This window comes from Streptomyces sp. NPDC045968, from assembly GCF_056430475.1.
This window is the reverse complement of record NZ_JBWKLF010000009.1, coordinates 265,848-290,675: the sequence shown is the minus strand read 5'-3', so window position 1 is coordinate 290,675 and position 24,828 is coordinate 265,848. Positions and strand designations below refer to the sequence as shown.

The following is a 24,828-nucleotide window of genomic DNA, read 5'->3' as shown; positions in this document are numbered from 1 at the left end:
GACGAGCCGCACGCGTACACGGGAGCGGTTCACAGCCGGTGGCGCACCCACACGTTCGGCTCCGCGTAGACCGCGTACCCGTGCGCGACGGAACAGTGCACCGGCACCAGGGCCCCCGGCACCTCCACCGGCCCTTCCACGTCGAACGGCAGCCCGGTCCAGCTCCGCCATTGTGCGAGCGACCCGCTCACCGTCATCGACACCGGCGCCACCGCCTCGATCACCCCGCCCGCCCGTACATGGACGCGCAGCCACGGGTCGTACGGCAGACCGTCCTCGTCCCGCGTCCGGCGGGCGTACTCCTCCATCGGAGCGGAAGCCTCCTGGTGCTTGGCGTTCGGCCGTACCGGAGCGACGAGCTCCCGGAAACCGAGCCGTTCGGTGTTCTCCCGCAGCGCCGTCACCATCCGGCCCGATATCCCCTTCCCCAGCTGCCCCTTGGCGACCGTGATCTCGATCGCGCTGACCGTGTCCGGGGTGCGCCCGCGGCGCAGATCCGAGAAGGCCCACAGCAACGCCTGGTCCCAGCCGCCCGGGGGCAGCTCCTTCCGTCCGGCCACGCCGAGCGCGAAGGGCACGCTGTAGGCGCGGGCGACGACGGCGCCCTCGCTGTCCGTCGCGACGAGCACGTACTCGGGGAACTCGACCGCGATCCGGGGAAAGTTCGCCCAGCCCACCAGGTCCTGGAGGACGAACTCCGGCCAGGTGTCCGGCATCTCGGCCATGGGTCCGGCCAGTTCGGGGCGTGCGGCGAGCGAGGTGATGGTCAGCTTCATGGGCCACACGCTAGTGAGCCGACCAGGAACGTCCACCGATTATCCCGGGACCCGCCGCCGCCTTCGATGGTCTACTCGTCCGACACTTGAGCGGAAGAAAGGCGACACGACACGGTGGACGAGAACCCCTGGCTGACTGAGCGCTTCGAGGAGCACCGGCCCCATCTGCGCGCGGTGGCCTACCGCATGCTCGGCTCGGCGAGCGAGGCCGACGACGCCGTCCAGGACACCTGGCTGCGTGCGAGCCGGGCCGATACGAGCGAGGTGGAGAACCTCGCCGGCTGGCTGACCACCGTGGTGTCCCGGGTCTGCCTCAACATGCTGCGCTCGCGCGAGACCCGCCGCGAGGACCCCCTGGAGGCGTACGCCACGGGCGAGGCCGAGTCCGGGGGGAGCGAAGTCCGGCACGACCCGGAACAGGAAGCGCTCCTGGCGGACTCGGTGGGGCTGGCCCTGCTGGTGGTCCTGGACACGCTGTCACCGGCCGAGCGGGTGTCCTTCGTCCTGCACGACATGTTCGCCGTGCCCTTCGACGAGATCGGCCCCCTGCTCGACCGTTCCCCGACGGCCGTCCGCCAGCTCGCGAGCCGGGCCCGCCGCCGGGTCAAGGGCGGCACAGCGGCACCCGCGCCGGACGTCACCCTTCAGCGCAAGGTCGTCGACGCCTTCCTGGCCGCCACCCGGGGCGGCGACTTCGAGGCACTGGTCGCCCTCCTCGACCCCGATGTGGTGCTGCGCGCCGACCGGGCCGTCATCCCCACACCCGAACCCGTCGAGGTCCGCGGCGCCCTCAGCGTGGCCAAGGGCGCGATGGCCGCCGTGGGCCGGGCACGTTTCACCGGCCCCGCGCTGGTGAACGGCACGATCGGCCTCGCGATGGCTCCCCAGGGACGCCTGCGCATCGTGCTGGCCTTCACGATGGCGGAGGGCAGGATCACGGAGATCGACGTGATCGCGGAACCGGAGCGTCTCGGCGGACTCGACATCGCCGTACCGGACCACTGACGCACCAGGGGCGCCGACCCGGGAGACCGGGTCGGCGCCCGGCAGGCGTCCCCGCTGTCAGCCGCCGCACTGCCGCAGCATCATCTGCTTGTCCGGGGCGGTCACCGGCATCTCGTACTTCCGCGCCACCTGCGCGAACCGCACCACGTACGCACAGCGGACGCGCTTGTTCGGCGGGAGCCAGGAGGCCGGGCCGGAGTCGCCCTTGGACGAGTTGGCGCGCCCCTCGACGGGGAGCAGGTTGAGTACGTCGTTGGCGAGCTGCCTGCGCTTGCTCTCCGGCCAGCGCGCGGCGCCCATCTGCCAGCTGTAGGACAGCGGCACCACATGGTCGATCTGGACCTCGGCGGCCCGCTCCTTGCGCCAGTCGAGGGTCCGGCCGGTGTACGGGTCGTAGAGCTTCATCGCGACGACGACACAGTCCGAACCGCCACGGAAGCGCAGTCCCCTGCCGTCGCGGTGGAGGAGGTCGTTGCGGGTGTCGCAGCCGTTGCGCGCGAGCGGGACGCCGTCCGCGGTGTCCATCCAGGCGTAGCCGAACTCGTCCCGCTCGTAACCGGTGCGTGGTCCGCGCCCCTTGGTGGCCACGGCCCCGATGAGCTTGCGGGCCGCGGCCCTGTCGCCCTCGGAGGTGAGGGGGGCGAGCCCGGGCTTCGTACCGTCCCGATTGCTCAGCGGGCTGGCTCCGGCGCCCTCGCCCTGCTGCCCGCCGCTCGCCGCACTGCTCTCGCCCGCACCGCCGCCTTCCGTCAGCTGGGGTTCGCAGCCCGCCAGGGACAGCACGACCGCCGCGCTCAGGGCGGGCAGCACCACTCGGTACACACGGGGAGATATCACTCGGAGCCATCCTGACGGGAGAAAGCCGAACCCGGGAATCCTACGGACTCCTTCCCCGCCAGGGACCGTTCAAGGCGGGCGCCCGCACGGATCACACGCCACCGCGCCTCCGGCCGGCCCGCCCCGGGCTCACACCTTCCCGATACCGAGCGTCGTCTCGGACGGCAGCAGCCCTTCTCCCAGCACCGCCACCCACAGCGGGCCCAGCAGCTCCACCAGCCGCTCCCGCCCTTCCTCCCCGAGGGCCGCCCACGGTCCGGCCGCCTCCTCGTCGGTACGCCGCTCCACCTCCGCGCGCAGCGCGCGGCCCGCTTCGGTGACCATGCCGTCCTGCTCCAACAGGCCGCGCTTCTCCAGCCGTTCACGCGCGGCCGCCCACTCCCGCGCACTCCACCCCCGGCTCTCGAACACCTCGGGGCGCGCCGCTCCGACGCCCGCGAAGGAGACCAGCGACTCGACCGGGTCGAGGCCCGCGGCGACGAGTGCCGCGATGTGCCCGTCACCCCGGTGCTCGCGCAGGACGGTCGCGGCGTGCCAGAGCAGCAGGTGCGGGGCGTCCGGCCAGGGCAGTGCGGCGTTGGCCTCGGCGAGCGGCCGGCCCTTCACGTCCGCCGCCTCGGCCGCGCGGCGGACCAGCGCGGCGATCTCGGCGAGCTCCGGGCCGTCGGTCCACTCGGCGAGCAGTGCGCGGTACGTACGGTCGACCGCCCGCGTCCGGGCCGCGAGCACGGCTTCCGGCGGGGCGACGGACCAGACGGCCGGGACGTACTCCCGGACCATCGCCGGGCTGAAGCTGTGGAAGGTGTCGACGACCTGACGCTCCCCTGCCGCCCCGAGCGGTGCGGCACGCCAGGCGAAGTAACCCGGCCAGCGTTCGTCGACGGCGTATCCGAGCGCGGCGGCCTCTTCGCGGGCTTCGGGCGCGTAGTAGAGGACGGCGTGCAGGGGCTCCAACAGGTGCCACATCTGACGTACGCGTCCCAGCTCTCCGGACATCTCTCCGCCTTCCCAGAACTCCACGGCGCACGAAATCTTGCCAGTGACTAGATCCCTTCGGATTCCCAGAGTGCGCCCCGCCCTCCAACTTGTCAATGACTAGATTCGGCGTACTGTGCTGGGCATGAGCAGCGAGCGCACCTACCACCACGGCGACCTGCGGCGTGCCGTTCTGACCGCCGCCCTCGACGTCGTCGCCACGGAGGGTCCCGGCGCCCTGAGCCTGCGCGACCTCGCCCGCCGGGCCGGCGTCTCGCACGCCGCCCCGGCCCATCACTTCAAGGACAGGACCGGCCTGCTCACCGCGATCGCCGCCGAGGGCTACACCCTCTTCGCGGACGCCCTGGACGAGGCGCCGACCCTGAACGAACGAGGCGTGCGGTACGTACGGTTCGCCAGGGAACACCCCGCGCACTTCCAGGTGATGTTCCGCCCGGAGCTCCACCACCCCGACGACCCGGACCTGCTCGCGGCGAAGGCCCGCGCCGCCGACTCCCTGCGCGCGGGCGTCAGCGAACTCCCCACCGGGCGCGGGGCCGACGCGGGCATCGCCGCCTGGTCCCTGGCCCACGGCTTCGCCACCCTGCTGCTCAGCGGCAACCTGACCGGCCCCCTGGGCACCCGGGACCCCGAGGAGACCTTCCGCTCACTCGCGGGGCTGCTGTTCGCCGACGGTGTCAGGACCCCAGGATCGTCGTGAGGAACTCCCCGGTCCACGCCAGCAGTTCGCGGCCCACCACCGGCTTGCCGCCGATCCGGCCCGCCGTGGGGCGGGGGACCAGGATCTGGTGGGCGGTCGGCTTGATGACCGTCTTCGGGTGGAGCCTCTTCAGGCGCAGCTCCTGGGACTCGCGCAGCTCCACCGGGGCGAAGCGGATGTTCGAGCCCTGGAGGACGATCTCGCCGACCCCGCAGGCGCGGGCCAGCATGCGCAGACCGGCGACCAACAGGAGGTTCTCGACCGGCTCGGGGAGCTTGCCGTAGCGGTCGGTGAGTTCCTCGCGTACCGCCCTGATGTCGTCCTCCGTGTTCGCGGAGGCGATCGAGCGGTACGCCTGGAGGCGGAGCCGCTCGCCGGGGGCGTAGTCGTGCGGCACGTGGGCGTCGACCGGAAGCTCGATCTTGACCTCCAGCGGGGGCTCCTCCTCCACTCCGCCGTCGACGGCGGCCCGGTAGTCCGCCACCGCCTCGCCGACCATCCGGATGTAGAGGTCGAAGCCGACGCCCGCGATGTGTCCGGACTGCTCGCCGCCGAGCAGATTTCCGGCGCCGCGGATCTCCAGGTCCTTCATGGCCACGTACATGCCCGCGCCCATCTCCGTGTGCTGGGCGATCGTCGCCAGGCGCTCGTGGGCGGTCTCCGTGAGCGGCTTCTCCGGCGGGTACAGGAAGTAGGAGTAGCCGCGGTCCCGGCCTCGGCCGACGCGTCCGCGCAGCTGGTGCAGCTGCGAGAGGCCGAAGTTGTCGCCGCGCTCCACGATCAGGGTGTTGGCGTTGGAGATGTCGATGCCGGACTCGACGATCGTCGTCGAGACGAGGACGTCGAACTTCTTCTCCCAGAAGTCGACGACGACCTGCTCCAGGGCGCTCTCGCCCATCTGCCCGTGCGCCGTGGCGATACGGGCCTCCGGCACGATCTCCCGGAGCCGTGCCGCGGCGCGGTCGATGGACTCGACCCGGTTGTGGATGTAGAAGACCTGGCCCTCGCGCAGCAGTTCACGGCGGACCGCTGCGCCGATCTGCTTCTCCTCGTACGGTCCGACGAAGGTGAGGACGGGGTGGCGCTCCTCCGGCGGCGTCGTGATCGTCGACATCTCGCGGATGCCGGTGACGGCCATTTCGAGCGTACGGGGGATGGGCGTCGCGGACATGGTCAGGACGTCGACGTTGGCACGGAGCTTCTTGAGCTGCTCCTTGTGCTCGACACCGAAGCGCTGTTCCTCGTCCACGATGACCAGACCGAGATCCTTGAACTTCGTCTCGGCGGAGAACAGCCGGTGGGTGCCGATGACCAGGTCGACCGAGCCGTCCTTGAGGCCCTCCAGCGTCGCCTTCGACTCGGCGTCCGACTGGAACCGGCTCAACGCCCGTACGTTGACGGGGAACTGGGCGTACCGCTCGGTGAACGTACCGAAGTGCTGCTGGACGAGGAGCGTGGTCGGTACGAGCACGGCGACCTGCTTGCCGTCCTGGACCGCCTTGAACGCCGCGCGCACCGCGATCTCCGTCTTGCCGTAACCGACGTCGCCGCAGATCAGCCGGTCCATGGGGACCGTCTTCTCCATGTCCTCCTTGACCTCGGCGATCGTGGACAGCTGGTCGGGCGTCTCCGCGTACGGGAAGGCGTCCTCCAGCTCGCGCTGCCACGGGGTGTCCGGGGCGAAGGCGTGGCCGGGGGCCGCCATCCGCGCCGAGTACAGCTTGATCAGGTCGGCGGCGATCTCCTTGACCGCCTTCTTGGCACGCTGCTTGGTCTTGGTCCAGTCGGCCCCGCCGAGCCGGTGCAGGGTCGGGGCCTCGCCGCCGACGTACTTGGTGACCTGCTCCAGCTGGTCGGTGGGGATGTACAGCCGGTCGCCGGGCTGGCCGCGCTTGGCGGGGGCGTACTCGACGAGGAGGTACTCGCGGGTGGCGTTCTGCACCGTGCGCTGCACCATCTCGATGTACCGGCCCACGCCGTGCTGCTCGTGGACGATGTAGTCGCCCGTCTCCAGCGTCAGCGGGTCGATGGTCTTGCGGCGGCGGGCCGGCATCCGGCCGAGGTCCTTGGTGGCCGTGCGCTGACCGGTCAGGTCGGTCTCGGTCAGCACGGCGAGCTTCAGCGCCGGGTCGACGAAGCCCTGGTCGATGGCGCCGCACGACACGTGGACGACGGACGGCGAGATCTCGGCCAGCTCCTGGTCGAGGCGGGCGGCGATGCCCTCGCCGCCCAGGACCTCGACGGTACGGGAGGCCGGGCCCTGGCCCTCGGTGACGTACACCGTGCGCCAGCCGTCCGCGAGCCAGCCCTTGGTGTCGGCGAGCGCGCGGGCGGTGTCGCCCCGGTACGACTCGGGGGCGCGCATCCGGAGCTTGAGGGTGTCCTCGTCCAGCTCGTCGTCGGCGGCGAACGGGGAGACCGACCACCACATCATGTCGAGCTCACGGGCCCGGTCGCGGACGTCCGCGATCCCCCGGAGCGAGGCCGCGCCGACATCGATCGGGGCCTCGCCACCGCCCGCCGTGGCCGCCCAGGACGCCTGGAGGAACTCCTGACTGGTGGCGACCAGGTCGGTCGCCCGCGTGCGTACCCGCTCCGGATCGCAGACCACCGCCATCGAGCCCTTCGGCAGGACATCGATCAGCAGCTCCATCTCATCCACCAGAACCGGGGCGAGGGACTCCATGCCCTCGACGGCGATCCCCTCGGCGATCTTGCCCAGCAGCTCACCCAGCTCCGGGTGGGCCTCGGCGAGTGCGGCGGCGCGGGAGCGGACCTCGTCCGTGAGCAGCAGCTCGCGGCAGGGCGGCGCCCACAGCCCGTGCGCGGCGACCTCCAGGGAGCGCTGGTCGGCGATCTTGAAGTAGCGGATCTCCTCCACGTCGTCGCCCCAGAACTCCACGCGCAGGGGGTGTTCCTCGGTCGGCGGGAAGACGTCCAGGATTCCACCGCGTACGGCGAACTCACCGCGCTTCTCGACCAGTTCGACCCGGGAGTACGCGGCGGCCGCGAGCGCCTCGACGACCTCGCCCAGATCGGCGCTCTGTCCGCTGCTCAGCGCCACGGGCTCCAGATCGCCGAGCCCCTTGACCTGTGGCTGGAGCACGGAGCGCACGGGCGCGACGATCACGCTGACCGGCCCGGTCTCCGGGTCGTCCTGCCTGGGGTGCGCCAGCCGGCGCAGCACGGCCAGGCGGCGGCCCACGGTGTCCGAGCGCGGTGAGAGCCGCTCGTGGGGCAGGGTCTCCCAGGACGGGTACTCCGCGACGGTGTCCGGCGGCAGCAGCGTGCGCAGCGCCGCCGCCAGGTCCTCCGCCTCCCGGCCGGTCGCGGTGACGGCCAGCACCGTCCGGCCGGTCTCGCGGGCCAGCGCGGCCACGGCGAAGGGCCGGGCGGCCGACGGGCCCACCAGGTCGACATGCATCCGGTGGCCGTCGGCGGCGGCCTTCACCGCTTCGGAGAGCGCCGGGTCACGTACGACGACATCCAGCAGACCGTGCAGGCTCATGAAGGGCTTCCGTCCGGGGTACGGGGGTGTACTGGCAGCCGGCTGCTGCCAGGGGCGTCGCGCCGTCCCGGGCAGGGGGCAACGCGAAGGGCCCGACACGTGGGACGGGCCGGGGTTCCAGACTACGACTCCCCTACGACAGCCGCTCCCGCAACCGCCTCACGCCGGGGCCGGGAGCGGTCACCGCTCAGCCGAATGCCGGTCCGGCGCCGGGGCGGGCGACCCGCGCCCACCGGGGACGCGACGGAGCCGGCCCCGGGGCGTTTGGAGGAACGCCCCGGGGCCGGCTCCGTCATCCTATGACGGCCGTCGTCACCCGTCGGTGGCGATCGCGTTGAGGACGTTCATCCGGCCGGCCCGGAACGCGGGAACCAGTGCGGCGAACAGTCCGACGAACGCCGAGGCGACGAAGACCGTGAGGATCGTCGGCCACGGGATCTCCAGGACGCCGAGACCCTCCAGGGCCAGCAGCTTCTGGGCCGAGGTGCCCCAGCCCATGCCCAGGCCGAGGCCGAGCAGGGCGCCGAAGAGGGCGATGACCACGGACTCCAGCCGGATCATCCGGCGCAGCTGGCGGCGCGAGAGGCCGATGGCCCGCATCAGGCCGATCTCACGGGTCCGCTCGACCACCGACAGCGCGAGCGTGTTCACCACACCGAGCACCGCGACGATGATCGCCAGGGCCAGCAGGCCGTACACGATGTTGAGCAGCTGGCCGATCTGGTCCTTCAGGTCCTGCTTGAAGTCCGCCTGGTTCTGCACCTTGTACTGCGGGTACGCGGCGAGCGAGGTCTTGAGGGCGGCGTACGCCTCCTTCTCCTTGCCCTCCTGCGCCGTGGCGAACATGATCAGGTTCTTCGGCATCCTGTCGGCGGGGATGTACTTCTCGGCGGTCCTGGTGTGGATGTACATCGCCCCCTTGTCGACGTTGGTCTCGTCCGAGGTGATCGCGGCGACCTTCAGCTTCGCCGTCTCACCACCCTTGAACGCGACCGTCATCTCGTCCCCGACCTTGATCCTGTGCCGGGTGGCGTAGGCGTCGCCGACCGACATGGCGTCCTCGCCGTAGGCGTCGGCCAGGTCACCGGAGACGGTCTTGCGCCGCAGGTCGTCCTTGTACGTCGGGTCGGCGGCGACGACTTCCTCGTCCTCCGTCGAACCGTCGGGGGCGGTCAGCTTCGCGCCCACGGCCTTGTAGTTGGTGATGTGCTCGATGCCGGGCGCGCTCTCCAGGGCCTTCGCCGCCTGGGGGACGATCGGCTGTCCTGTGGACGACTGGACGATGAAGTCCGCGCCGACCGACTTGTCGAGCTCGTCGGTGGCCGAGGCGACCATGGACGAGCCGACGACCGAGAGGCAGGCCACCAGGGCCAGGCCGATCATCAGGGCCGCGCCGGTCGCTCCGGTGCGCCGCGGGTTGCGCAGCGCGTTGCGCTCCGCGAGCCGGCCGACCGGGCCGAACAGCCGCAGCACGACCACGCTGAGCGCCCGCACCACGACCCCGGCGAGCAGCGGGCCGATCACGATGAAGCCGATGAGGGTCAGGACCACACCCAGACCCAGGTACAGCGAACCCTCGCTCGCCTCCCCGGCCTGCGTGGTCGCCCACAGGGCCGCGCCACCTGTGGCGGTGAGGAGCAGACCGATGGCGGCGCGGACCCGGCCGGACCTGGCGTCCGCCGGGGTACCGGCGTCGCGCAGGGCCGCCATCGGCGAGACCTTGCCGGCCCGGCGGGCGGGCACGTAGGCGGCGAGGACGGTGACGAAGATGCCGAGCACGAGTCCGATGACCGGGGTGGTCCAGGCGATGGTGAGGTCCTTGGTGGACAGCTCCATGCCCATGGCGCCCATGAGCTTCATCAGACCGACGGCGAGCCCGATTCCGGCGCCGACCCCGAGGATCGAGCCGACGATCCCGAGGAGCACCGCTTCGACGAGCACCGACCGGTTGACCTGCTTGCGGCTGGAGCCGATGGCCCGCATCAGGCCGATCTCACGGGTGCGCTGGGCGACCAGCATCGAGAAGGTGTTGACGATCAGGAAGATGCCGACGAGGAAGGCGATCCCGGCGAAGCCGAGCATCGCGTACTTCATCACGTCGAGGAAGGAACCCATGGAGTCCTTGTTGGCCGCCGCGGCCTCGTCCTGGGTCTGGAGCTTGTACGGGGCCGAGTCGCCGAGCACGGTGGCGACACCGCTCTTCAACTCCGTGTCGCTCACCCCGGGTTCGGCGGTGACGGCGATGTGGGTGAAGAGGCCGGGTCCGCCGAGCAGCTTCTCCTGGGCGGTGGCGGTGTCGAGGTAGACGACGGCCGCACCGGGGTTGGTCACGGTGAAGGAGGCGATTCCGCTGATCCTCGCCTTGATGTCACCGGTGACGGCGATGGTGCGCAGCTCGTCGCCGAGCTTCAGGTGGTGCTTCTCCGCGGTGTCGGCGTCGACCATCACCTCGGTGGGGCCGCGCGGGGCGTGACCGGAGGTGATCTCCATGGAACGCAGGTCGTTCCGCGTCCAGTTGCCGGCGATCGTCGGGGCGCCGGTCTCGGAGCCCATGTTCTTGTTGTGGCTGTCGACGACGGTGACGGCCATGCTGGAGACGGCGCCCTCGACGGACTTCACGCCCTCGGCCTTCTCCACCTGCCCGACGACGGAGGCGGGCAGCGATTCGGGCTTGCCCGTCTCCGGGGTGTCGTCGACGTCCGCGGCCGACTTGGGACTGACGGTGACATCGGCGGCGGTCGCCGCGAAGAGCTTGTCGAACGTGGTGTTCATGGTGTCGGTGAAGACGAGCGTGCCGCACACGAACGCCACCGACAGCAGGACCGCGACGGCGGAGAGCGCCATGCGTCCCTTGTGCGCGAGGAAGTTGCGCATCGAGGTCTTGAGGACAGTCACGAGGTACGCCCCCGGGCATCGAAGTGCTTCATGCGGTCGAGGACCTGGTCGGCGGTCGGGTCCAGCATCTCGTCGACGATGGAACCGTCCGCGAGATACAGCACCCGGTCCGCGTAGGAGGCCGCCACCGGGTCGTGGGTGACCATCACGATGGTCTGGCCCAGGTCGTCGACCGACCTGCGCAGGAAGGACAGCACCTCCGCCCCGGCCCGCGAGTCCAGGTTCCCGGTGGGCTCGTCACCGAAGATGATGTCCGGCTGCGAGGCGAGCGCCCTGGCGACGGCGACCCGCTGCTGCTGGCCACCGGAGAGCTGGGTCGGCCGGTGCTTCAGCCGGTCGGCGAGGCCGACGGTCTCCACGACCTGCCGAAGCCAGGCGGCGTCGGGCTTGCGGCCCGCGATGTCCATCGGCAGCGTGATGTTCTCCAGCGCGTTGAGCGTCGGGAGCAGGTTGAACGCCTGGAAGATGAAGCCGATCCGGTCCCGGCGGAGCTGGGTGAGCTTCTTGTCCTTGAGCTTCGTGATCTCGGTTTCGTCGAGGTGGATCTCGCCCGAGGTCACCGTGTCCAGTCCCGCGAGGCAGTGCATCAGCGTCGACTTGCCCGAACCGGACGGCCCCATGATCGCCGTGAACTGCCCGCGAGCGATGTCGACGTCGACATGGTCGAGCGCGACGACCCGGGTCTCCCCGGACCCGTACGCCTTGACGACCTGCCGCGCTCGCGCAGCGACGGCCGTACGCCCTCCAGTGCCCCCGTGCCTGGGAATGGTTACAGCCGTTGTCACGGTTTTTCTCCTATGCCGGTGGATGACTCGACGTCTCTGTGTACGTTCCGAGTCTTGCGGGAGCAGGGGGTCCGGCGCGCTGGTGCCCAGCGCAGTCTTCAGGTGGGGTTTTCCCCACCCCGCCCTCTGCGGTCAGCCGCCCTTGCGGTGTAGGACCACGCTAAGGAACGGGCCCCCGCTGCCACGTCCTCCGCCGGGAGGAACGACCCCTGGCCACAAGTACGGAGCTACCCCTAAGGGTTTCCGCCCCGGGAATGAGACCGGAGTAGGGGCCGGTCCGATGACCGCCCGCCCGCACCCTCCCGCCGCACGGCCCATGGATGAGACAGTGTCCCGGGAAATACATGCATAGGGAAAGGAAAACCTGTGGCCGGCACGGGAGGCGGGGGCGCGGGCACAGGCGTCGGCAGGGGCAAGGACGGCACGGTCCCGGCGGACGGCGCGGATACCGCCGGCGCCGCGTCCACCACACCCCGGGGCCGGCGGCCCGTCGTCGCCGCTCTCATGCTCGGCATGGCGCTCGCCGCCATCGACGGCACGATCGTCTCGACCGCCGTCCCCCAGATCGTCGGCGATCTCGGCGGGTTCGCCGTCTTCTCCTGGCTGTTCTCGGGCTATCTGCTGGCCGTGACCGTCACCCTCCCCGTGTACGGGAAGCTCTCCGACACCTTCGGCCGCAAACCGGTCCTGGTCGCCGGCATCATCCTGTTCCTGGTCGGCTCGGTGCTCTGCGCCGCGGCCTGGAACATGGCGGCCCTGATCGCCTTCCGTGTCGTCCAGGGCCTCGGCGGCGGCGCGCTCCAGGGCACCGTCCAGACCATCGCGGCCGACCTCTACCCGCTCAGGGAACGCCCCAGGATCCAGGCGAGGCTGTCGACCGTGTGGGCCACCTCCGCGGTCGCGGGACCGGCGGTCGGCGGGCTGCTCGCGGCGTACGCGGACTGGCGCTGGATCTTCCTGATCAACCTGCCGGTCGGTGCCGTCGCGCTCTGGCTGGTCGTGCGCCACCTCCACGAACCGGCCCGCCCCCGCACCGGCGCCCGGCCCCGCATCGACTGGGCGGGCGCCCTCGCCGTCTTCGCGACCGGCGCACTCCTGCTGACCGCGCTCGTGCAGGGCGGCGTGGCCTGGCCGTGGCTCTCCGCACCCTCGCTCGGCCTGCTGGGCGCGAGCGCCGCCCTCGCCGCGCTGACCGTCGTCATCGAGCGGCGCGCCGCCGACCCGATCATCCCCGGCTGGGTCTGGAAGCGGCGCACCATCGCCTCCGTCAACCTGGCCCTGGGCGCGCTGGGGCTGCTGATGGTGGCGCCCACCGTCTTCCTGCCGACGTACGCGCAGTCGGTCCTGGGGCTCGGCCCGATCGCCGCCGGTTTCGTGCTCTCCGTCATGACGCTGAGCTGGCCGGTCTCGGCGGCCTTCTCCAACCGGGTCTACAACCGTGTCGGCTTCCGGATCACCGCGATCATCGGCATGAGCGCCACCCTGCTGATCCTGCTCGCCTTCCCCTTGCTGCCGTACCCCGGTTCGGCCTGGCAGCCCGCCCTGATCATGCTGCTGCTGGGCGCGGCGCTCGGCCTGTTCCAGCTCCCGCTGATCGTGGGCGTCCAGTCCACGGTCGGCTGGGCCGAGCGGGGTACGACGACGGCCTCCGTACTGTTCTGCCGCCAGGTCGGCCAGAGCCTCGGCGCCGCCCTCTTCGGCGCCGTCGCCAACGGGGTGCTCGCCTCCCGGCTGGCCGACGCCCCGGTCTCCGGGCTGCCCGGCGACCTGGACGCGATCTCGCACGCCCTGGACGATCCGGGCTCCCTCTCCGCCGCGGCGACGGACTATTTGCGACGGGCCGTCGACGCGGCCGTCGACTACGTCTACCTCGGCGCGGCGGGGGCCGCCGCACTCGCCCTGCTCGTGCTCGTCTTCGTGGCCCCGCGCCGCTTCCCGGTCCTGGACGAGGGCCCCGAGAACGCTCCCCCAACCCTCAAGAGGTAGGCAACTCCAGGGTTACCGGAGGTAGTTCGGCCGCACCCCTGCCCACCTCTCATACCCACGAGTAACGTACGCGCTCCCTACAGCGCATCCGCGCTCCTGCCTTGCGGTCCGTCCCCGGACCCGAGCCATGCAAGGAGCAGCACCTTGATGTCTCACGAGCACCCGCCGCAGCGCCCGCCACACCCCCCGTACGCGCCCTTCCGGCCGCACCGGCGTCCCCCGCCGCCGCCCTCCCCCGGCGGCGAGTACCTCCTGCCCTGGCAGAGCTCCTCCCCGCCGCCGCCTCCCCGGTGGCCCACCCCGCCCGCCGCACCCGTCCCCGCCCCCGGCCACCACAGCGATCTGCGCCGGCTGCGCGGCGCGTACCGCGTCCTGCGCCGCGTCTCCACGCTCACCGCACTCGGCTACTTCACCCTCTTCCTGCTGCTCTCCGGCTTCGCCCCGGCCCTGATGACCCGCCCCGTCGGCGACGGCGGCCTCACCACCGGCCTCCTGCTCGGCCTCTGCCAGCTGCCGGTGACGCTGGCCGCGATCACCGTGTACGAGTGGACGGCCCGGCGCACGGTGGACCCCCTCTGCGCCGGACTCCGCAACCGGGCCCGCGCCACGGACGGCCGGGCGGCCACCGAACGCCGCGGAAGGGGGACGGGCCGATGAACGGCTTCGACGAGTCCGCGCAGACGATGTCGCTGATGGCGTTCATCGCGGTGGCCACCGTGACCCTGCTGCTCTGCGTGATGACCGGCCCGGACCGCGACGACCTCGACACGTTCTACACCGGCTACCGCTCGCTCTCCCCGGTACGCAACGGCCTCGCCATCGCCGGTGACTACCTCTCCGCGGCCACCGTCCTCGGCACCACCGGCGTCATCGCCCTCACCGGCCACGACGGGCTCGTACTCGCCCTGAGCACGGCCCTCTCGCTCGTCCTGCTGATGTTCCTGCTGGCCGAACCCCTGCGCAACGCGGGCCGGTTCACCATGGGCGACGTACTCACCCGCCGCTCCCCCGGCCGGGCCGTCCGCATCGCCGCCTGCGCGGTCACCCTCGCCGCGCTGGTGCCCCTGATGGTCGTACAGCTCGCGGGCAGCGGAAGCCTGCTCGCCTTCATCCTGGGCTTCGACAGCTCCGGATTCCGTACCGGCGCCATCATCGTGCTCGGCGTCGTGATGATCGGTTACGCGGCGATCGGCGGGATGAAGGGAACCGCCCTCATCCAGATGATCAAGACCGTGGTGCTGCTCGGCGCCGGTCTGCTCGTCTCCGTCCTGATCATGAACCGCTTCGACTGGGACGCCGGTGCCCTCCTGCGCGCCGCCCAGCAGGGCAGCGGCGCGGGAGACGCCTATCTGCACTCCGGGCTCCAGTTCGGCGGCAACGACCTCGACATGATCAGCTCCGAGCTCACCGTCGTGCTCGGCGCCGCCTGCCTGCCGCACATCACCATGCGGATGGCGAGCGTCCGCAGCGCCCAGGCCGTCCGCCGGTCACTGTCCTGGGCGGTCTGCGTCGTCGTCGGCCTCTGCCTGCTGCTCACCGTCATCGGTTTCGGCGCCGCCGCACTGGTCGGCCACACCCGCATCACCGCCGCGGGAGCGCAGGGCAACAGCGCGATCCTCCAGGTCAGCGGCGCCGTCGCGGGCGGCGGCGAGATCGGGGCCCTGGTCGTCACCACCATGACCACAGCGATCTTCCTGACCCTGCTCGCCTCGGTCGCCGGAATGATCCTGGCCTGCGCGAACTCCCTCGCCCACGACCTGTTCGCGCACGGACTGCGCGGCCGGAGCGTGCAGCCGGTGCGGGGCCGCACCGAGATGGGTGCGGCGCAGCTCGCCGCCGTGGGGGTGGGCCTCGCCGCCATCGCCCTCGCCGTGCTCGCCCGGCACTGGAACGTCCAGGCGATGGTGACGCTCTCGTTCTGCATCGGAGCGTCGGCCCTGGCCCCGGCGCTGGTCTACAGCCTTTTCTGGCGGCGCTTCACCCGTACCGGACTGCTCTGCACCCTCATCGGCGGCACCCTGTGCGTACTGGTGCTGATGACCGGCACCAACCTGGTGTCCGGTTCCCCCGGCGCGGTCTTCCCCGACCGCGACGTCAACTGGTTCCCCTTCACCACGACCGGGCTCGTCTCCATCCCGGCCGGCTTCCTGGCGGGCTGGCTGGGGACGGTGCTCGGCCGGCGCACGGCGGCGGAGGAACGCCGGCAGTACGAGGCGGTGGAGCCGTGGATCCTGGCGGGGGCGCCCCCGGCGACATCAGGCCGGCCCGCACGGGTGGCGGGCGGCCCCGGCCCCCGTTCCTAGTCCTCCGCCTCCGCGCCGGTCACCCCACGGCCCGTGAGTGCCGCGAGCGAGTTGCGTACGTGCGCCATGTGCGCCTGCACCTCCTCGCGGCCCTCCTCGTGCTCCCGCAGAATCCGCTCCGTCTCCCGCACCACCCGCTCCTCACGCACCCGAGCCTGCGAGATCAGCTCGGCGGCCCGCGCCTCGGCGTCCTCCTGGCCGTGCCGGGCGGCCTCCTCGGTCTCCGCGAGCGCGCGCCTCGCCTCCGCGAGGAGGGCCTCGGCCTGTTCCGTCAGCTCGGCCTCGCGCGCCGCCGCCGCGGCCTCGTCCGCCGCCAGTCCGGCCGCCGCCGCCTTCGACCGCTCGGCGTGCTCCTGCTCCTGATGGGCCAGCACACTCGCCGTACGCCGCCGGGTCTCCGCCATCGCCTCGTCCGCGGCGCCGCGTACCTCGGCGGCCTCCTTACGGGCCGCGGCGACGGTCTCCTCCGCGGATTGCCGCGCCGCGGTCAGCACCGCCCCGGCGTGCGCCTCGGCAGCCGCCCGTACGGACTCGGCGTGCTCACGGGCCGCATCCCGCACCGCCCGCCCCGCCGCGTCCGCCGCGTCCCGCAGCGCCTGCCCGTCCTCCTGGGCGGCGCCCCGGGCGGCCTCCGCCTCGCTCTGCGCGAGCGACAGGATCTGCTGGGCCCGCTCACCGAGCGAGGCATACGTCTGCGGGGCGAGCGAGGCGACGGCCTCGGCCAGCCGGGCCGACTCCGCCGCCAGCTCCTCGGCGAGATCCGTCAGCCCGGAAAGCCTCTCCAGGGCGGCGTCACGCTCCGCGGACAGGGCCGCCACAGTCCGGTCCACCTGGTCCGGACGGTAGCCACGCCCCCGTACACCGACGAAGCCATGCCCGGACACCGGTGCAGCACTCATCCTTGAAGCCCTCTCTCCGACACTCCGACCACCAGCAATACGTCAAGGATGCGGCAATTGGTACAGAAGTCGGAATCGATCAGCCGTATTCAGGACGGAAGCGACGGGCATCACAGGGAGCGAAAGGAGAGGCGCCCGGCCCCTCACGGGTACCGGGCGCCTCCCCCACCGCTCTCCCACAACGGGACAGGTCAGAGCAGTCCGTCCCACATCTGCTCCAGCAGCACCGACCACCAGCTCTCCGGCGACGCGAGCGCCGCCGGATCGAGGGCCACCAACTGTGCCTGGAAGTCGACGGTCCAGCGGCCCGCCTGCTCCGGGTTGAGCCCGAAGCGCAGCCGCCACATCCGGCCGAGCAGCGCCATCGAGCGCACGAACTCCGGCAGCCCGGTGTTCACGAACTGCGGCGCCACCGACTGCCCGCCCGGCCCCGCCTCGACCGGCACGGCCACGATGTTCGCCGTGCCGTACTGGACACAGATGGCCCGGCCGAAGTCGGACCCCATCACGAGGTACGAGCCCGCGTCGGGCGCCGCCTGCACCTGGCGCTGCGCGGCCAGTTCGGCCAGCGTCGGCACGACCGGCTGACCCGGCTGCGCCCAGAAGAACGGCCCGAAATCGGCGGGCAGCCCCGCCCACACCAACGTCCGCCCCACGATCTCGGGCACACCCTGACGGGACACGGACCGCTGGTCGAAGCGGAGCACGCCCTGCGGCCCGAAGACCTGCGCCAGCTCCTCCGCGAGCGCCTCCGGAGGCACCGGCACAGCGGGCTGCATCTGCGGCAACGGCGCCCGCACCGGCGCCGGCCGCGCCGGGCCGTCGGCGACCTGGTGCAACTCGCCCTGGTGCGTCAGCAGATGCTGCATGCCCTGCTGACGGCTCGCGTGATCGGCCCCGTACGGAGCCACGCTGGTGATCCGCACCTGAGGCCAGGTCTCACGGATCATCCGCGCGCAGTAGCCGCCCGGCAGCTCGCACGACTCCAGCTCGGTGTGCAGCTCGATGACCTGCTGCGGCGGCACGTTCATGGCGCGCAGCTCGTGCAGCATCTGCCACTCGGGGTGCGGGGTGCCCGGCGCCGAGCGGCGGATCAGCTGCTGCTCGCTGCCGTCGGGCGCGCGGAAGCGCAGCACGGCCTGGTAGCCGGGACCGACGGTCGGCAGACCGAGCGGCTGCTGCGGATAGCCGTACGCCGGAGGCGGCGGGGTGTGCGGATTCGGCGGTACGGGACCGGGGGCCCCGCCCTGCGGCATCCCGGGCGGACCGGGCGGACCGGGAGGCTGCGGGGCACCGGGCGGCGGACCGGGAGGCCCCGGGGGCCGGGGCGTGCCGGGGCCACCGATGCTCGCGTCGGCGAACATCGTCGCGGCGTGGTGCATCCCGCCACCGGGCGGCGTCGCACCAGGCGCACCGGGCGGGCCGGGGGGCCGGGGGGCACCGGGCGCACCGGGCGGACCGGGCGGCTGCGGTACGCCGGGCGCACCGGGTACTCCGGGCGGACCGGGCGGGGCCGGGGGCCGGGGGCCGCCGAGGCTCGCGTCGGCGAACATCGTCGCCGCGTGGTGCATCCCGCCACCGGGCGGCGGCGTCGCACCGGGCGCACCAGGAGGCCCGGGCGGACCCGGAGGCTGCGGCGCACCGGGCGGGCCGGGAGGCTGCGGCGCACCGGGGGCACCGGGCGGGCCGAGCTGCGAGACGAGCTGGGTCGGTACGTATCCGCCCGCCGGAGCACCGGGCGTACCCGGTCCCGAAGGCGGCGGCGTGGCGCCCGGCCGCATACCCGGGGTGCCGGGGGCGCCGGGCGGCGGCGGGGCCGTCGAACCCGTCCCGCGCGCCCCGCGCGGAGGCACGACAGCCTTGCTGGTGGCCGCGTCCGCGATGTCACCGGCGCCGGGACGCACGGGCGCGGCCGGGCCGGGCCCACCCGCTCCGGGCGCTCCGAGGGCCGGGGCAACGGCGGTCCGGGGCAGCTGGCTGCCGCCGGACATCAACGCGGTGGGCGCCTCGGCCGGTACGACGGGCGGCGGGGCCTCCTCGTCGTCCGCGCCCGACAGCGGCGGCGCGAACACCGTGGCCGGCAGATCGACAGCGCCGGCGTCGGGATCCGCGTTGGTGTCGGTACCCGCCCACGGCGTGGCCCCGGAGGGCGCACCGGGCGAGGACGACGCGGGCACACCGTCGGCGGCCGTGGGCTCGTAGTCGGCCTGCCCACCCGCGGCAGGCCACGGCGTCGCCCCGCCCCCGTGAGACGCGGGAGAAGAAGGGGCAGAGGGAGCAGAGGGAGGAGAGGGAGCAGAGGGAGGAGAGGGAGCAGCAGGAGAGGCAGAGGAAGGCGTGGCGTCGGACGGCGGACCGTCACCCGGCTCCGCCCGCCGGTCCGGAATCCCCAGCTTGTCGGCGGCCTCCTGAAGCCACTCCGGTGGACTCAGCAGGAACGACGTCTGGTTCAGATCGATCCGCTGCGGCGGCACCGGAGCAGCCGGAGCGTCGGCGGCCACGCCGTACTCCTCCTCGTACCGCCGGATCACCTCGCCCACCGGCAGCCCGGGCCACAGGGTGGCCTCACCGCTGTCGCGGGCGATCACGAGCCGCTGGCGCCCGCCGTCCGAGACCGGGCCCTCCGCCCGGTCCTCGGCCCACACCACGAAGCCCAGCTCGAACTCGCGTACCCGCACCTCACGGTGCTGGTACGCGGGCACATCGCCGTTGACCCACTCGTCCGCACGTTCCTGCGCCTGCGCGAAGGTCACCATCGCGCTCACCCCTCCACCGGGACGGCGCGCGCGAAGCCGCCGTCCACCATCAGGTTCGCCACGGTCTCCAGCTCCGGCGGACTGCCCGCCAGGCGCTGGAGGAAGGCGTCGAAGTCCGCACCACAGGGGAGCAGCAGCCGCTCGACGCGGTCCTGCACGCTCCAGCCGTCCTGGTCCCGGGCATCGTCGTACGCACTGAACCAGACCGAGCCGATGTCATGGCCCCGCACCTTCACCGCGAGGATGCCGCCCTGGACGAATCCGACTCCCAGGTAGTCCTTGGTGAAGTGGTCGCGCAGGCACTTGTTGACGTACAGCAGGTCGTTCACCGCGGCCTCTTCGCGCACCGTGAAGAAGGGCTGGTCGACCAGGAGACCGAGCTCCGCGTCGAGCGCCGCACCCACCGGGGCCGAACCGCCCGCGGCCTTCAGGAACGAGCGGTACGCACCGGGCAGCCGGTAACCGAGGTCCTCCTCGACACCCAGCACCTGCTGCTCGCTCACCGCCACCGAGCCCTTGGGAAGCCGGAAATGCGGAGGCCGCGTCTCCTGCAAGGGGCGCGTACCCCGCCGGTTGTGGTCGACCGGAGCCGTCGCCATGCCGCCGTGATGACGCAGCAGCGCCTTCACCTCGACCGGTACGAGTTCCATCCGCCGGCCGCCCGGCACGTGGTGCCAGGTCCAGCCGTGCGGAGTCGCCACCGGCGGGATCGTGTCCCACAGCTCATGACCGCTCGCCGCCAGAGCGGCGTTCGCCGACACGTAGTCGGTGAGCCGCAGTTCGTCGATGCCGAAGCCCGGGGGCGGATCGGCGATCTCGGCGGCGGCACGCGCATACGGTGTGAGTTCCGGATAGCCGTTCCCGTCCATGCGCACACCCCTGGGGTGGCGGGACGCCCGGACCGGGTCCGGGAAATGCACGACCTGCCCGGCGTAGGCCGCATTCGGTGGCGCGGCTTGCTGCCCGAGCCGACCTGTCGTCATGGCGGTTGCCCCCTGCTGCGTCCGGTGATTCCGCACAGCCTATGCGGTGGGGCAACAGGGGGTCTCGCCCCTCCGCTTCGGTCACCAACCGTCACAGCCAGGTGACGGACGAGCGACGGTCCTGCCACTTCGGGCGACACGCAGACACGTTTCACCGACCCAGCTTCCCCAGCCCCCAGCACATTTGGCAGGCTGTCACCGCAACTCGGGGGCGTGCACACCTGCAGCTACCGCTGCGGGCACGGGAGGGATGCAAGCACCATGAACACAGCACCGACAGTCACATCCGGGGACCCAAGGCTCAGCTGGAGCAGTACCGAAGCAGGCCGCACACCGCGACTGCACCACCGCCGCGACGGCATCCTGCCCGCCGTGGCCGCGGCTCTGTCCGTCCGCGGCGAGACGCTGACCTGCACCGCGGGCAAGGGCGACCGGCCGCCGGCGCTGCACCCGCTCGTACAGGACTTCCTGGACACCCTGGCCAGCGGACAGCGCGAACGCTTCACCGGCCGCTGCCCCGAGGCGATACTGCTGTCGCGGCAGCTCACCGCCACCGACAGCAGCCGTTCCAAACGGGCCCAGCGCAAACCGCTGACCAACGGAGAGGCCCGGCGCGCGCTGAAGCACTCCCGTATCACCGCCCGGCGCATCCGCGAGGACGGCGACCCGCTGCACGGCAGCTACGCCCCGCCCTGCCGCTCCTGTACGGCGATGCTCGCGCACTTCGGCGTACGTCCCGTCGACCTCACCACGACCGGGGCGGCCACCACCGCCGAGAAGGGCTGACGGCACCTCGATGCAGGACCGACCCGGGCACTCCGCCCCACCCTCCCCACGCTCCCAGCCTTCCCAGCCCGACCGGCACGCCACCACGCGCTTCCCCGTCGCCGTCGACGCCGCACTCCGCGAGGCGGGCTGGCAGCCGGGGCGCTGGGACATCCGGCAGGCGGAGGAGTGGGCCGACGCACTGCGCTCCCACGCCTCACCGGCGGGCCACCGGCACGCCGTGTTCCCGGCGGCCGTCGAGGCGTGGGCCGAGTTCGGCGCCCTGCGCATCACCGCGTCCGCACCCGGCCGGCAGATCGCGCCCGCGGCGGTACGCATCGATCCGCTGAGCGGTCTGCATCTGGCCCGGACGCTGGGTGACCTGGGGCGGGCGCTGGAGACGGAGATCAGCCCGCTGGGCGAGGAGGGCGACGGCCAGGCGGTCCTCGCGATCGACATCGAGGGCCGCGTCTACAGCATCGACCACACGGGCGACTGGTACCTGGGCGCGGACATCGACCAGGCCCTGGCCACGCTGGTGACGGGCACCCAGCCATCCCGACTCACCTCGGCCTGACGCCCCCGCCCCTCATGCAAGGGCATCTCACGCGTTATCCGTCAGGCCACTGTCCGCGTTGGGCTGGAGTGCCGCGGACAGGCTCTGCTTGACGTACCGGCTGGTCTCGTCGGCGAGGATCTCGGGCAGGCCGGTCTCGATGCCGTCCAGGGCCCGGGCCGCGACGTCGGCGGCGGCGGTCTTCTCCTCGGCGGGGACGGCGGCGGCCATGTCGGTGTCCATGTAGCCGACGTGCAGCGCCGAGACCGTGATGCCGCGAGGTGCCAGCTCCTCACGGGTCGCGTCGCTCAGCGCCCAGGCGGCGGCCTTGGAAGCGGCGTACGAGCCGAGTCCTGCCGGGTGGAACCAGGACAGGGCCGACAGGACGTTGAGTACGGCGCCGCCGCCGTTGCCCTCGATCACGGGGGCGAAGACGCGGGTCGCGGCGAGCGGGCCGAAGAAGTTGGTCTCCATCTCCCGGCGCACCTCAGCCAGGTCGCCTCCGACCAGCGTCGCGCCCGTGGAGATGCCCGCGTTGTTGATCAGCAGCGTCGCGTCGGACGCCACGCGTGCGGCCTCCCGTATCGACGCCTCGTCCGTGACGTCCAGCCGCAGCGGGATGACGCCCGGCACATCGACTGCCTCGGGGCGGCGGGCCGCGCCGTACACCTTCGCGCCGCGCTCGACGAGCTGGGCGGCCAGGTGCCGCCCGAGGCCCCGGTTGGCGCCGGTGACCACTGCGACCGCGTTCTTCAGTTCCATGTCTGCTCCTGGTCCTGGTGGGGCCGTCTGACCCCCGCACAATTTAGATTACGCATCCAATCTAAACATGGAGCTACGATAGATGCCAGTCGACATCCAAACGGGAGGTGGCCATGGGCCGCGTATCGCAGGCGCAGGCGGAGGAAAACCGCAGGCGGGTGGTGGACACCGCCTCCCGCCTCTTCCGGGAACAGGGCACCCAGGTCAGCGTCGCCGACCTGATGAAGGCGGCCGGTCTCACTCACGGAGCCTTCTACAAGCAGTTCACCTCCAAGGAGGCGCTCGTCGACGAGGCCACCGCCCACGCCTTCGCCGAGCTCACCCGACGCCATGCGGCCGGGCTCGAGCAGTACGACGGGCAGCGGGATGCCGCTCAGCGGGCACTGATCGACGCCTATCTTTCCGTCGAGCACCGTGACGGCGTGGCGGACGGCTGCCCGGTCGCGGCGCTTGCTGTAGACGTCGCACGCGGCGGCGAGGACCGCGAGGGCCGCCGCGCCTACACCGAAGGGGTGGCCGACTTTGCCGCGTTCCTCGCCCCGGCCGGGGCAGCCGGTGGGGGCGGGGACGGCATCGCCCGGCTGTGCACCTTGTTCGGTGCGCTGGTGCTGTCCCGCGCCACCCAGGGCTCCCCGCTCTCCGAGGAGATCCTTGCCGCCGCGCACGCGGCCCTGACGGAAGCCGGCTGACCATCCCGGAACCCGGTTCTGTTCCCGGACGGGCTCAAGAGGGCGCCCCGGCAGGCTGAGCCGGGCGCCCCAGGCGGCCCGCCGGGGTTACGCCAGGCCCTTGTCCGGGAGGACCGCCGATACGCGGAAGCCGCCCGCCTCCGTCGGCCCCGACACGAAGACGCCTCCCAGCCCGAGCACCCGCTCCCGCATCCCCACCAGGCCGTTGCCCCCGCTCGGCAGCCCCGCGTCCGCCGCGCCGCCGTCCGACGGGCCGTTCTCCACCTGCATGGCCACCTCCGCATCGCGATGCGCGAGCCTGACCCACGTCTTCGCTCCGGCCGCGTGCTTGTGCACGTTCGTCAGGGCCTCCTGCACCACCCGGTACGCCGTCTGCTCGACCTCGGGCGTGTACGGACGCAGCTCGCCCTCCACCGACAGCTCCACCGTCATCCCCGCCTCCCGGGACTGCGCGACGAGCGACTCCACCTCGTCCAGCCGGGGCCCCTCGTCCGCGGCCGCCACAGCCGCCGCGGCGGCCGCCCGCACCGAAGCGAGGGGGACCCGGCCCGCGGGCGGGGCGGACAACGCGTCCTCGCTGCGCAGCACACCCAGCATCTCGCGCAGTTCCGTCAGCGCCTGGCGCCCCATGTCGCCCACCAGCGCCGCGTTCCGCACGGCCTTCGCCGGGTCCTTCGGGGCGACCGCCTGAAGGGCCGCCGCGTGCACCACCATCAGACTCACCCGGTGCGCGACCACGTCGTGCATCTCCCGGGCGATCCGGGTCCGCTCCTCCGTACGCGCCCACTCCGCCCGCTCCTCGGCCCGGTCGGCCAGCAGCGACAGCTCCCGCTCCAGCGAGTCGGCGCGCTCCCGCAGGCTCTCCATGAGCCGTCTTCGCGCCCCTATATAGAGGCCGAACAGCAGGGGCGGCGCGGTCAGCCCCAGCGACATGAAGAGGGACACCAGCGGTACGTACCAGTCCCCCGGCCCGAAATCGGCTCCCTCGGTGACGCTCTGGCGCAGCCGCACGTACGTGACGACGAAGGTGCCGACCAACGCCATCCCCGTCAGCACGACCGTGATCCTGCGCGGCACGTCGGACGCGGCCAGCGTGTAGAGGCCGACGATGGCCATCAGGAAGCCCATCTCGGCCGGCGTCGTCGCGATCGACACCAGCACCACGGCGATCGGCCACCGCCTGCGCACCAGCAGCACCGAACCCGCCACCAGCCCGAACAGCACGCCGACCGGCACCGGCAATCCGGTGTCGTCGGCGAACACCACCCCTTCCAACGCACACTCCAGCGCCGAAACCGACGCCAGTCCCACGTCCAGGGCGACACTGCGCCGCCGCCCCCACCACCAGTAGCCGCGGGTGGTCGGTCCCGCCGCTTCCCGGTCTGCCCCCGTTGCGGTCATGCCGTCCAGCCTACGGGCGGGCGCACCTCATTTTCGGGTGACTCGGACAGGCGGGACGGCACCGTCGCGTGGAGGGCGCTTGGTACGGCATAGTGTTGGGTGCCAATCCGGGCGGCTGACGCAATGTCCAGTTCGTTCGAGTTATTCCCCCATGGTGTAATTGGCAGCACAGTAGCTTTTGGTGCTATTTGTCCGGGTTCGAGTCCTGGTGGGGGAGCCACACGCT

Annotated in this window: 19 protein-coding genes and 1 tRNA gene; 9 read left to right on the top strand and 11 right to left on the bottom strand. The window is 72.2% G+C overall.

The window, feature by feature from the left end:
- Window positions 1-29 precede the first annotated feature (29 nt).
- Window positions 30-776: an N-acetyltransferase gene (locus tag AC07FA_RS26100; RefSeq protein WP_479078657.1), complete on the bottom strand. Its 747-nt coding sequence runs from the start codon at window positions 774-776 to the stop codon at window positions 30-32.
- 114 nt (window positions 777-890) lie between these two features.
- On the opposite strand from AC07FA_RS26100, the gene AC07FA_RS26095 reads away from it, so the two are divergent.
- On the top strand, window positions 891-1,781 hold the full coding sequence (locus tag AC07FA_RS26095) for a sigma-70 family RNA polymerase sigma factor (protein ID WP_479078656.1): 891 nt from the start codon (window positions 891-893) through the stop codon (window positions 1,779-1,781).
- Window positions 1,782-1,838: 57 nt separating this feature from the next.
- On the opposite strand, the gene AC07FA_RS26090 is transcribed toward AC07FA_RS26095, so the two are convergent.
- Both AC07FA_RS26090 and AC07FA_RS26085 read right to left on the bottom strand, forming a co-directional pair.
- The gene (locus AC07FA_RS26090) at window positions 1,839-2,594 is read right to left on the bottom strand and encodes an HNH endonuclease family protein (RefSeq protein ID WP_479078805.1); all 756 of its coding nucleotides are present in this window, start codon (window positions 2,592-2,594) and stop codon (window positions 1,839-1,841) included.
- A 153-nt stretch (window positions 2,595-2,747) separates the two neighbouring features.
- The gene (locus AC07FA_RS26085) at window positions 2,748-3,614 is read right to left on the bottom strand and encodes an SCO6745 family protein (protein WP_479078654.1); all 867 of its coding nucleotides are present in this window, start codon (window positions 3,612-3,614) and stop codon (window positions 2,748-2,750) included.
- 124 nt (window positions 3,615-3,738) lie between these two features.
- On the opposite strand from AC07FA_RS26085, the gene AC07FA_RS26080 reads away from it, so the two are divergent.
- The gene (locus AC07FA_RS26080) at window positions 3,739-4,314 is read left to right on the top strand and encodes a TetR/AcrR family transcriptional regulator (protein WP_479078652.1); all 576 of its coding nucleotides are present in this window, start codon (window positions 3,739-3,741) and stop codon (window positions 4,312-4,314) included.
- Here AC07FA_RS26080 and mfd read toward each other — a convergent pair.
- The 3 genes from mfd to AC07FA_RS26065 form a co-directional block, all read right to left on the bottom strand.
- On the bottom strand, window positions 4,292-7,822 hold the full coding sequence (mfd, locus tag AC07FA_RS26075) for a transcription-repair coupling factor (RefSeq protein ID WP_479078651.1): 3,531 nt from the start codon (window positions 7,820-7,822) through the stop codon (window positions 4,292-4,294). The genes AC07FA_RS26080 and mfd overlap by 23 nt on opposite strands.
- Before the next feature lie 312 nt (window positions 7,823-8,134).
- Window positions 8,135-10,717 (bottom strand): ABC transporter permease, encoded by a 2,583-nt coding sequence (locus AC07FA_RS26070; protein ID WP_479078650.1) that lies wholly within the window; start codon window positions 10,715-10,717, stop codon window positions 8,135-8,137.
- Entirely contained in the window at window positions 10,714-11,502 is a 789-nt protein-coding gene (locus tag AC07FA_RS26065) for an ABC transporter ATP-binding protein (RefSeq protein WP_479078648.1), read from the bottom strand. Before AC07FA_RS26065 ends, AC07FA_RS26070 begins: the two co-directional genes overlap by 4 nt.
- 366 nt (window positions 11,503-11,868) lie before the next feature.
- On the opposite strand from AC07FA_RS26065, the gene AC07FA_RS26060 reads away from it, so the two are divergent.
- The 3 genes from AC07FA_RS26060 (at window position 11,869) to AC07FA_RS26050 (ending at window position 15,791) form a co-directional block, all read left to right on the top strand.
- The gene (locus tag AC07FA_RS26060; RefSeq protein WP_479078647.1) at window positions 11,869-13,488 is read left to right on the top strand and encodes an MFS transporter; all 1,620 of its coding nucleotides are present in this window, start codon (window positions 11,869-11,871) and stop codon (window positions 13,486-13,488) included.
- Window positions 13,489-13,635: 147 nt separating this feature from the next.
- A complete protein-coding gene (locus AC07FA_RS26055) occupies window positions 13,636-14,145 on the top strand; it encodes a DUF485 domain-containing protein (RefSeq protein ID WP_479078646.1) in 510 nt (169 codons plus the stop codon).
- Window positions 14,142-15,791, top strand: coding sequence for a sodium/solute symporter (locus tag AC07FA_RS26050; protein WP_479078644.1), 1,650 nt, complete (start codon window positions 14,142-14,144; stop codon window positions 15,789-15,791). Before AC07FA_RS26055 ends, AC07FA_RS26050 begins: the two co-directional genes overlap by 4 nt.
- Here AC07FA_RS26050 and AC07FA_RS26045 read toward each other — a convergent pair.
- The 3 genes from AC07FA_RS26045 to AC07FA_RS26035 all read right to left on the bottom strand — a co-directional run bounded on the left by AC07FA_RS26045 (window position 15,788) and on the right by AC07FA_RS26035 (window position 20,429).
- Window positions 15,788-16,690 carry a cellulose-binding protein gene (locus tag AC07FA_RS26045; protein WP_479078643.1) on the bottom strand — a complete coding sequence of 301 codons (903 nt, stop codon included), beginning with the start codon at window positions 16,688-16,690 and terminating at the stop codon, window positions 15,788-15,790. The two genes, AC07FA_RS26050 and AC07FA_RS26045, sit on opposite strands and share 4 nt — an antisense overlap.
- Before the next feature lie 191 nt (window positions 16,691-16,881).
- Window positions 16,882-19,446 (bottom strand): SUKH-4 family immunity protein, encoded by a 2,565-nt coding sequence (locus AC07FA_RS26040; RefSeq protein WP_479078804.1) that lies wholly within the window; start codon window positions 19,444-19,446, stop codon window positions 16,882-16,884.
- A gap of 5 nt (window positions 19,447-19,451) precedes the next feature.
- On the bottom strand, window positions 19,452-20,429 hold the full coding sequence (locus AC07FA_RS26035) for an SMI1/KNR4 family protein (protein ID WP_479078641.1): 978 nt from the start codon (window positions 20,427-20,429) through the stop codon (window positions 19,452-19,454).
- Between the two features lie 261 nt (window positions 20,430-20,690).
- Between AC07FA_RS26035 and AC07FA_RS26030 the strand changes: the two genes are divergently transcribed.
- The gene (locus AC07FA_RS26030; protein ID WP_479078640.1) at window positions 20,691-21,215 is read left to right on the top strand and encodes a YwqJ-related putative deaminase; all 525 of its coding nucleotides are present in this window, start codon (window positions 20,691-20,693) and stop codon (window positions 21,213-21,215) included.
- 10 nt (window positions 21,216-21,225) lie between these two features.
- Complete coding sequence (locus AC07FA_RS26025) at window positions 21,226-21,771, top strand: SUKH-3 domain-containing protein (RefSeq protein ID WP_479078638.1); 546 nt, start codon at window positions 21,226-21,228, stop codon at window positions 21,769-21,771.
- 27 nt (window positions 21,772-21,798) lie between these two features.
- Here the strand turns inward: AC07FA_RS26025 and AC07FA_RS26020 are convergent, their stop codons facing one another.
- A complete protein-coding gene (locus AC07FA_RS26020; protein WP_479078637.1) occupies window positions 21,799-22,512 on the bottom strand; it encodes an SDR family oxidoreductase in 714 nt (237 codons plus the stop codon).
- Window positions 22,513-22,625: 113 nt separating this feature from the next.
- Between AC07FA_RS26020 and AC07FA_RS26015 the strand changes: the two genes are divergently transcribed.
- On the top strand, window positions 22,626-23,201 hold the full coding sequence (locus AC07FA_RS26015) for a TetR/AcrR family transcriptional regulator (RefSeq protein WP_479078635.1): 576 nt from the start codon (window positions 22,626-22,628) through the stop codon (window positions 23,199-23,201).
- An 87-nt stretch (window positions 23,202-23,288) separates the two neighbouring features.
- On the opposite strand, the gene AC07FA_RS26010 is transcribed toward AC07FA_RS26015, so the two are convergent.
- Complete coding sequence (locus AC07FA_RS26010) at window positions 23,289-24,602, bottom strand: sensor histidine kinase (protein ID WP_479078633.1); 1,314 nt, start codon at window positions 24,600-24,602, stop codon at window positions 23,289-23,291.
- Window positions 24,603-24,747: 145 nt separating this feature from the next.
- Here AC07FA_RS26010 and AC07FA_RS26005 point away from each other — a divergent pair.
- A tRNA-Gln gene (locus AC07FA_RS26005) sits at window positions 24,748-24,822 on the top strand.
- The last annotated feature ends 6 nt before the right edge of the window (window positions 24,823-24,828 follow it).

What these genes read in the sequence shown, in the direction of transcription:
- AC07FA_RS26025 (WP_479078638.1), top strand. Translation starts at nt 21,226, where the DNA reads ATGCAGGACCGACCCGGGCACTCCGCCCCACCCTCCCCACGCTCCCAG.
- mfd (WP_479078651.1), bottom strand. Translation starts at nt 7,822, where the DNA reads ATGAGCCTGCACGGTCTGCTGGATGTCGTCGTACGTGACCCGGCGCTC.
- AC07FA_RS26020 (WP_479078637.1), bottom strand. Translation starts at nt 22,512, where the DNA reads ATGGAACTGAAGAACGCGGTCGCAGTGGTCACCGGCGCCAACCGGGGC.
- AC07FA_RS26085 (WP_479078654.1), bottom strand. Translation starts at nt 3,614, where the DNA reads ATGTCCGGAGAGCTGGGACGCGTACGTCAGATGTGGCACCTGTTGGAG.
- AC07FA_RS26055 (WP_479078646.1), top strand. Translation starts at nt 13,636, where the DNA reads ATGTCTCACGAGCACCCGCCGCAGCGCCCGCCACACCCCCCGTACGCG.
- AC07FA_RS26030 (WP_479078640.1), top strand. Translation starts at nt 20,691, where the DNA reads ATGAACACAGCACCGACAGTCACATCCGGGGACCCAAGGCTCAGCTGG.
- AC07FA_RS26015 (WP_479078635.1), top strand. Translation starts at nt 22,626, where the DNA reads ATGGGCCGCGTATCGCAGGCGCAGGCGGAGGAAAACCGCAGGCGGGTG.
- AC07FA_RS26010 (WP_479078633.1), bottom strand. Translation starts at nt 24,602, where the DNA reads ATGACCGCAACGGGGGCAGACCGGGAAGCGGCGGGACCGACCACCCGC.
- AC07FA_RS26100 (WP_479078657.1), bottom strand. Translation starts at nt 776, where the DNA reads ATGAAGCTGACCATCACCTCGCTCGCCGCACGCCCCGAACTGGCCGGA.
- AC07FA_RS26040 (WP_479078804.1), bottom strand. Translation starts at nt 19,446, where the DNA reads ATGGTGACCTTCGCGCAGGCGCAGGAACGTGCGGACGAGTGGGTCAAC.
- AC07FA_RS26050 (WP_479078644.1), top strand. Translation starts at nt 14,142, where the DNA reads ATGAACGGCTTCGACGAGTCCGCGCAGACGATGTCGCTGATGGCGTTC.
- AC07FA_RS26045 (WP_479078643.1), bottom strand. Translation starts at nt 16,690, where the DNA reads ATGAGTGCTGCACCGGTGTCCGGGCATGGCTTCGTCGGTGTACGGGGG.
- AC07FA_RS26035 (WP_479078641.1), bottom strand. Translation starts at nt 20,429, where the DNA reads ATGACGACAGGTCGGCTCGGGCAGCAAGCCGCGCCACCGAATGCGGCC.
- AC07FA_RS26080 (WP_479078652.1), top strand. Translation starts at nt 3,739, where the DNA reads ATGAGCAGCGAGCGCACCTACCACCACGGCGACCTGCGGCGTGCCGTT.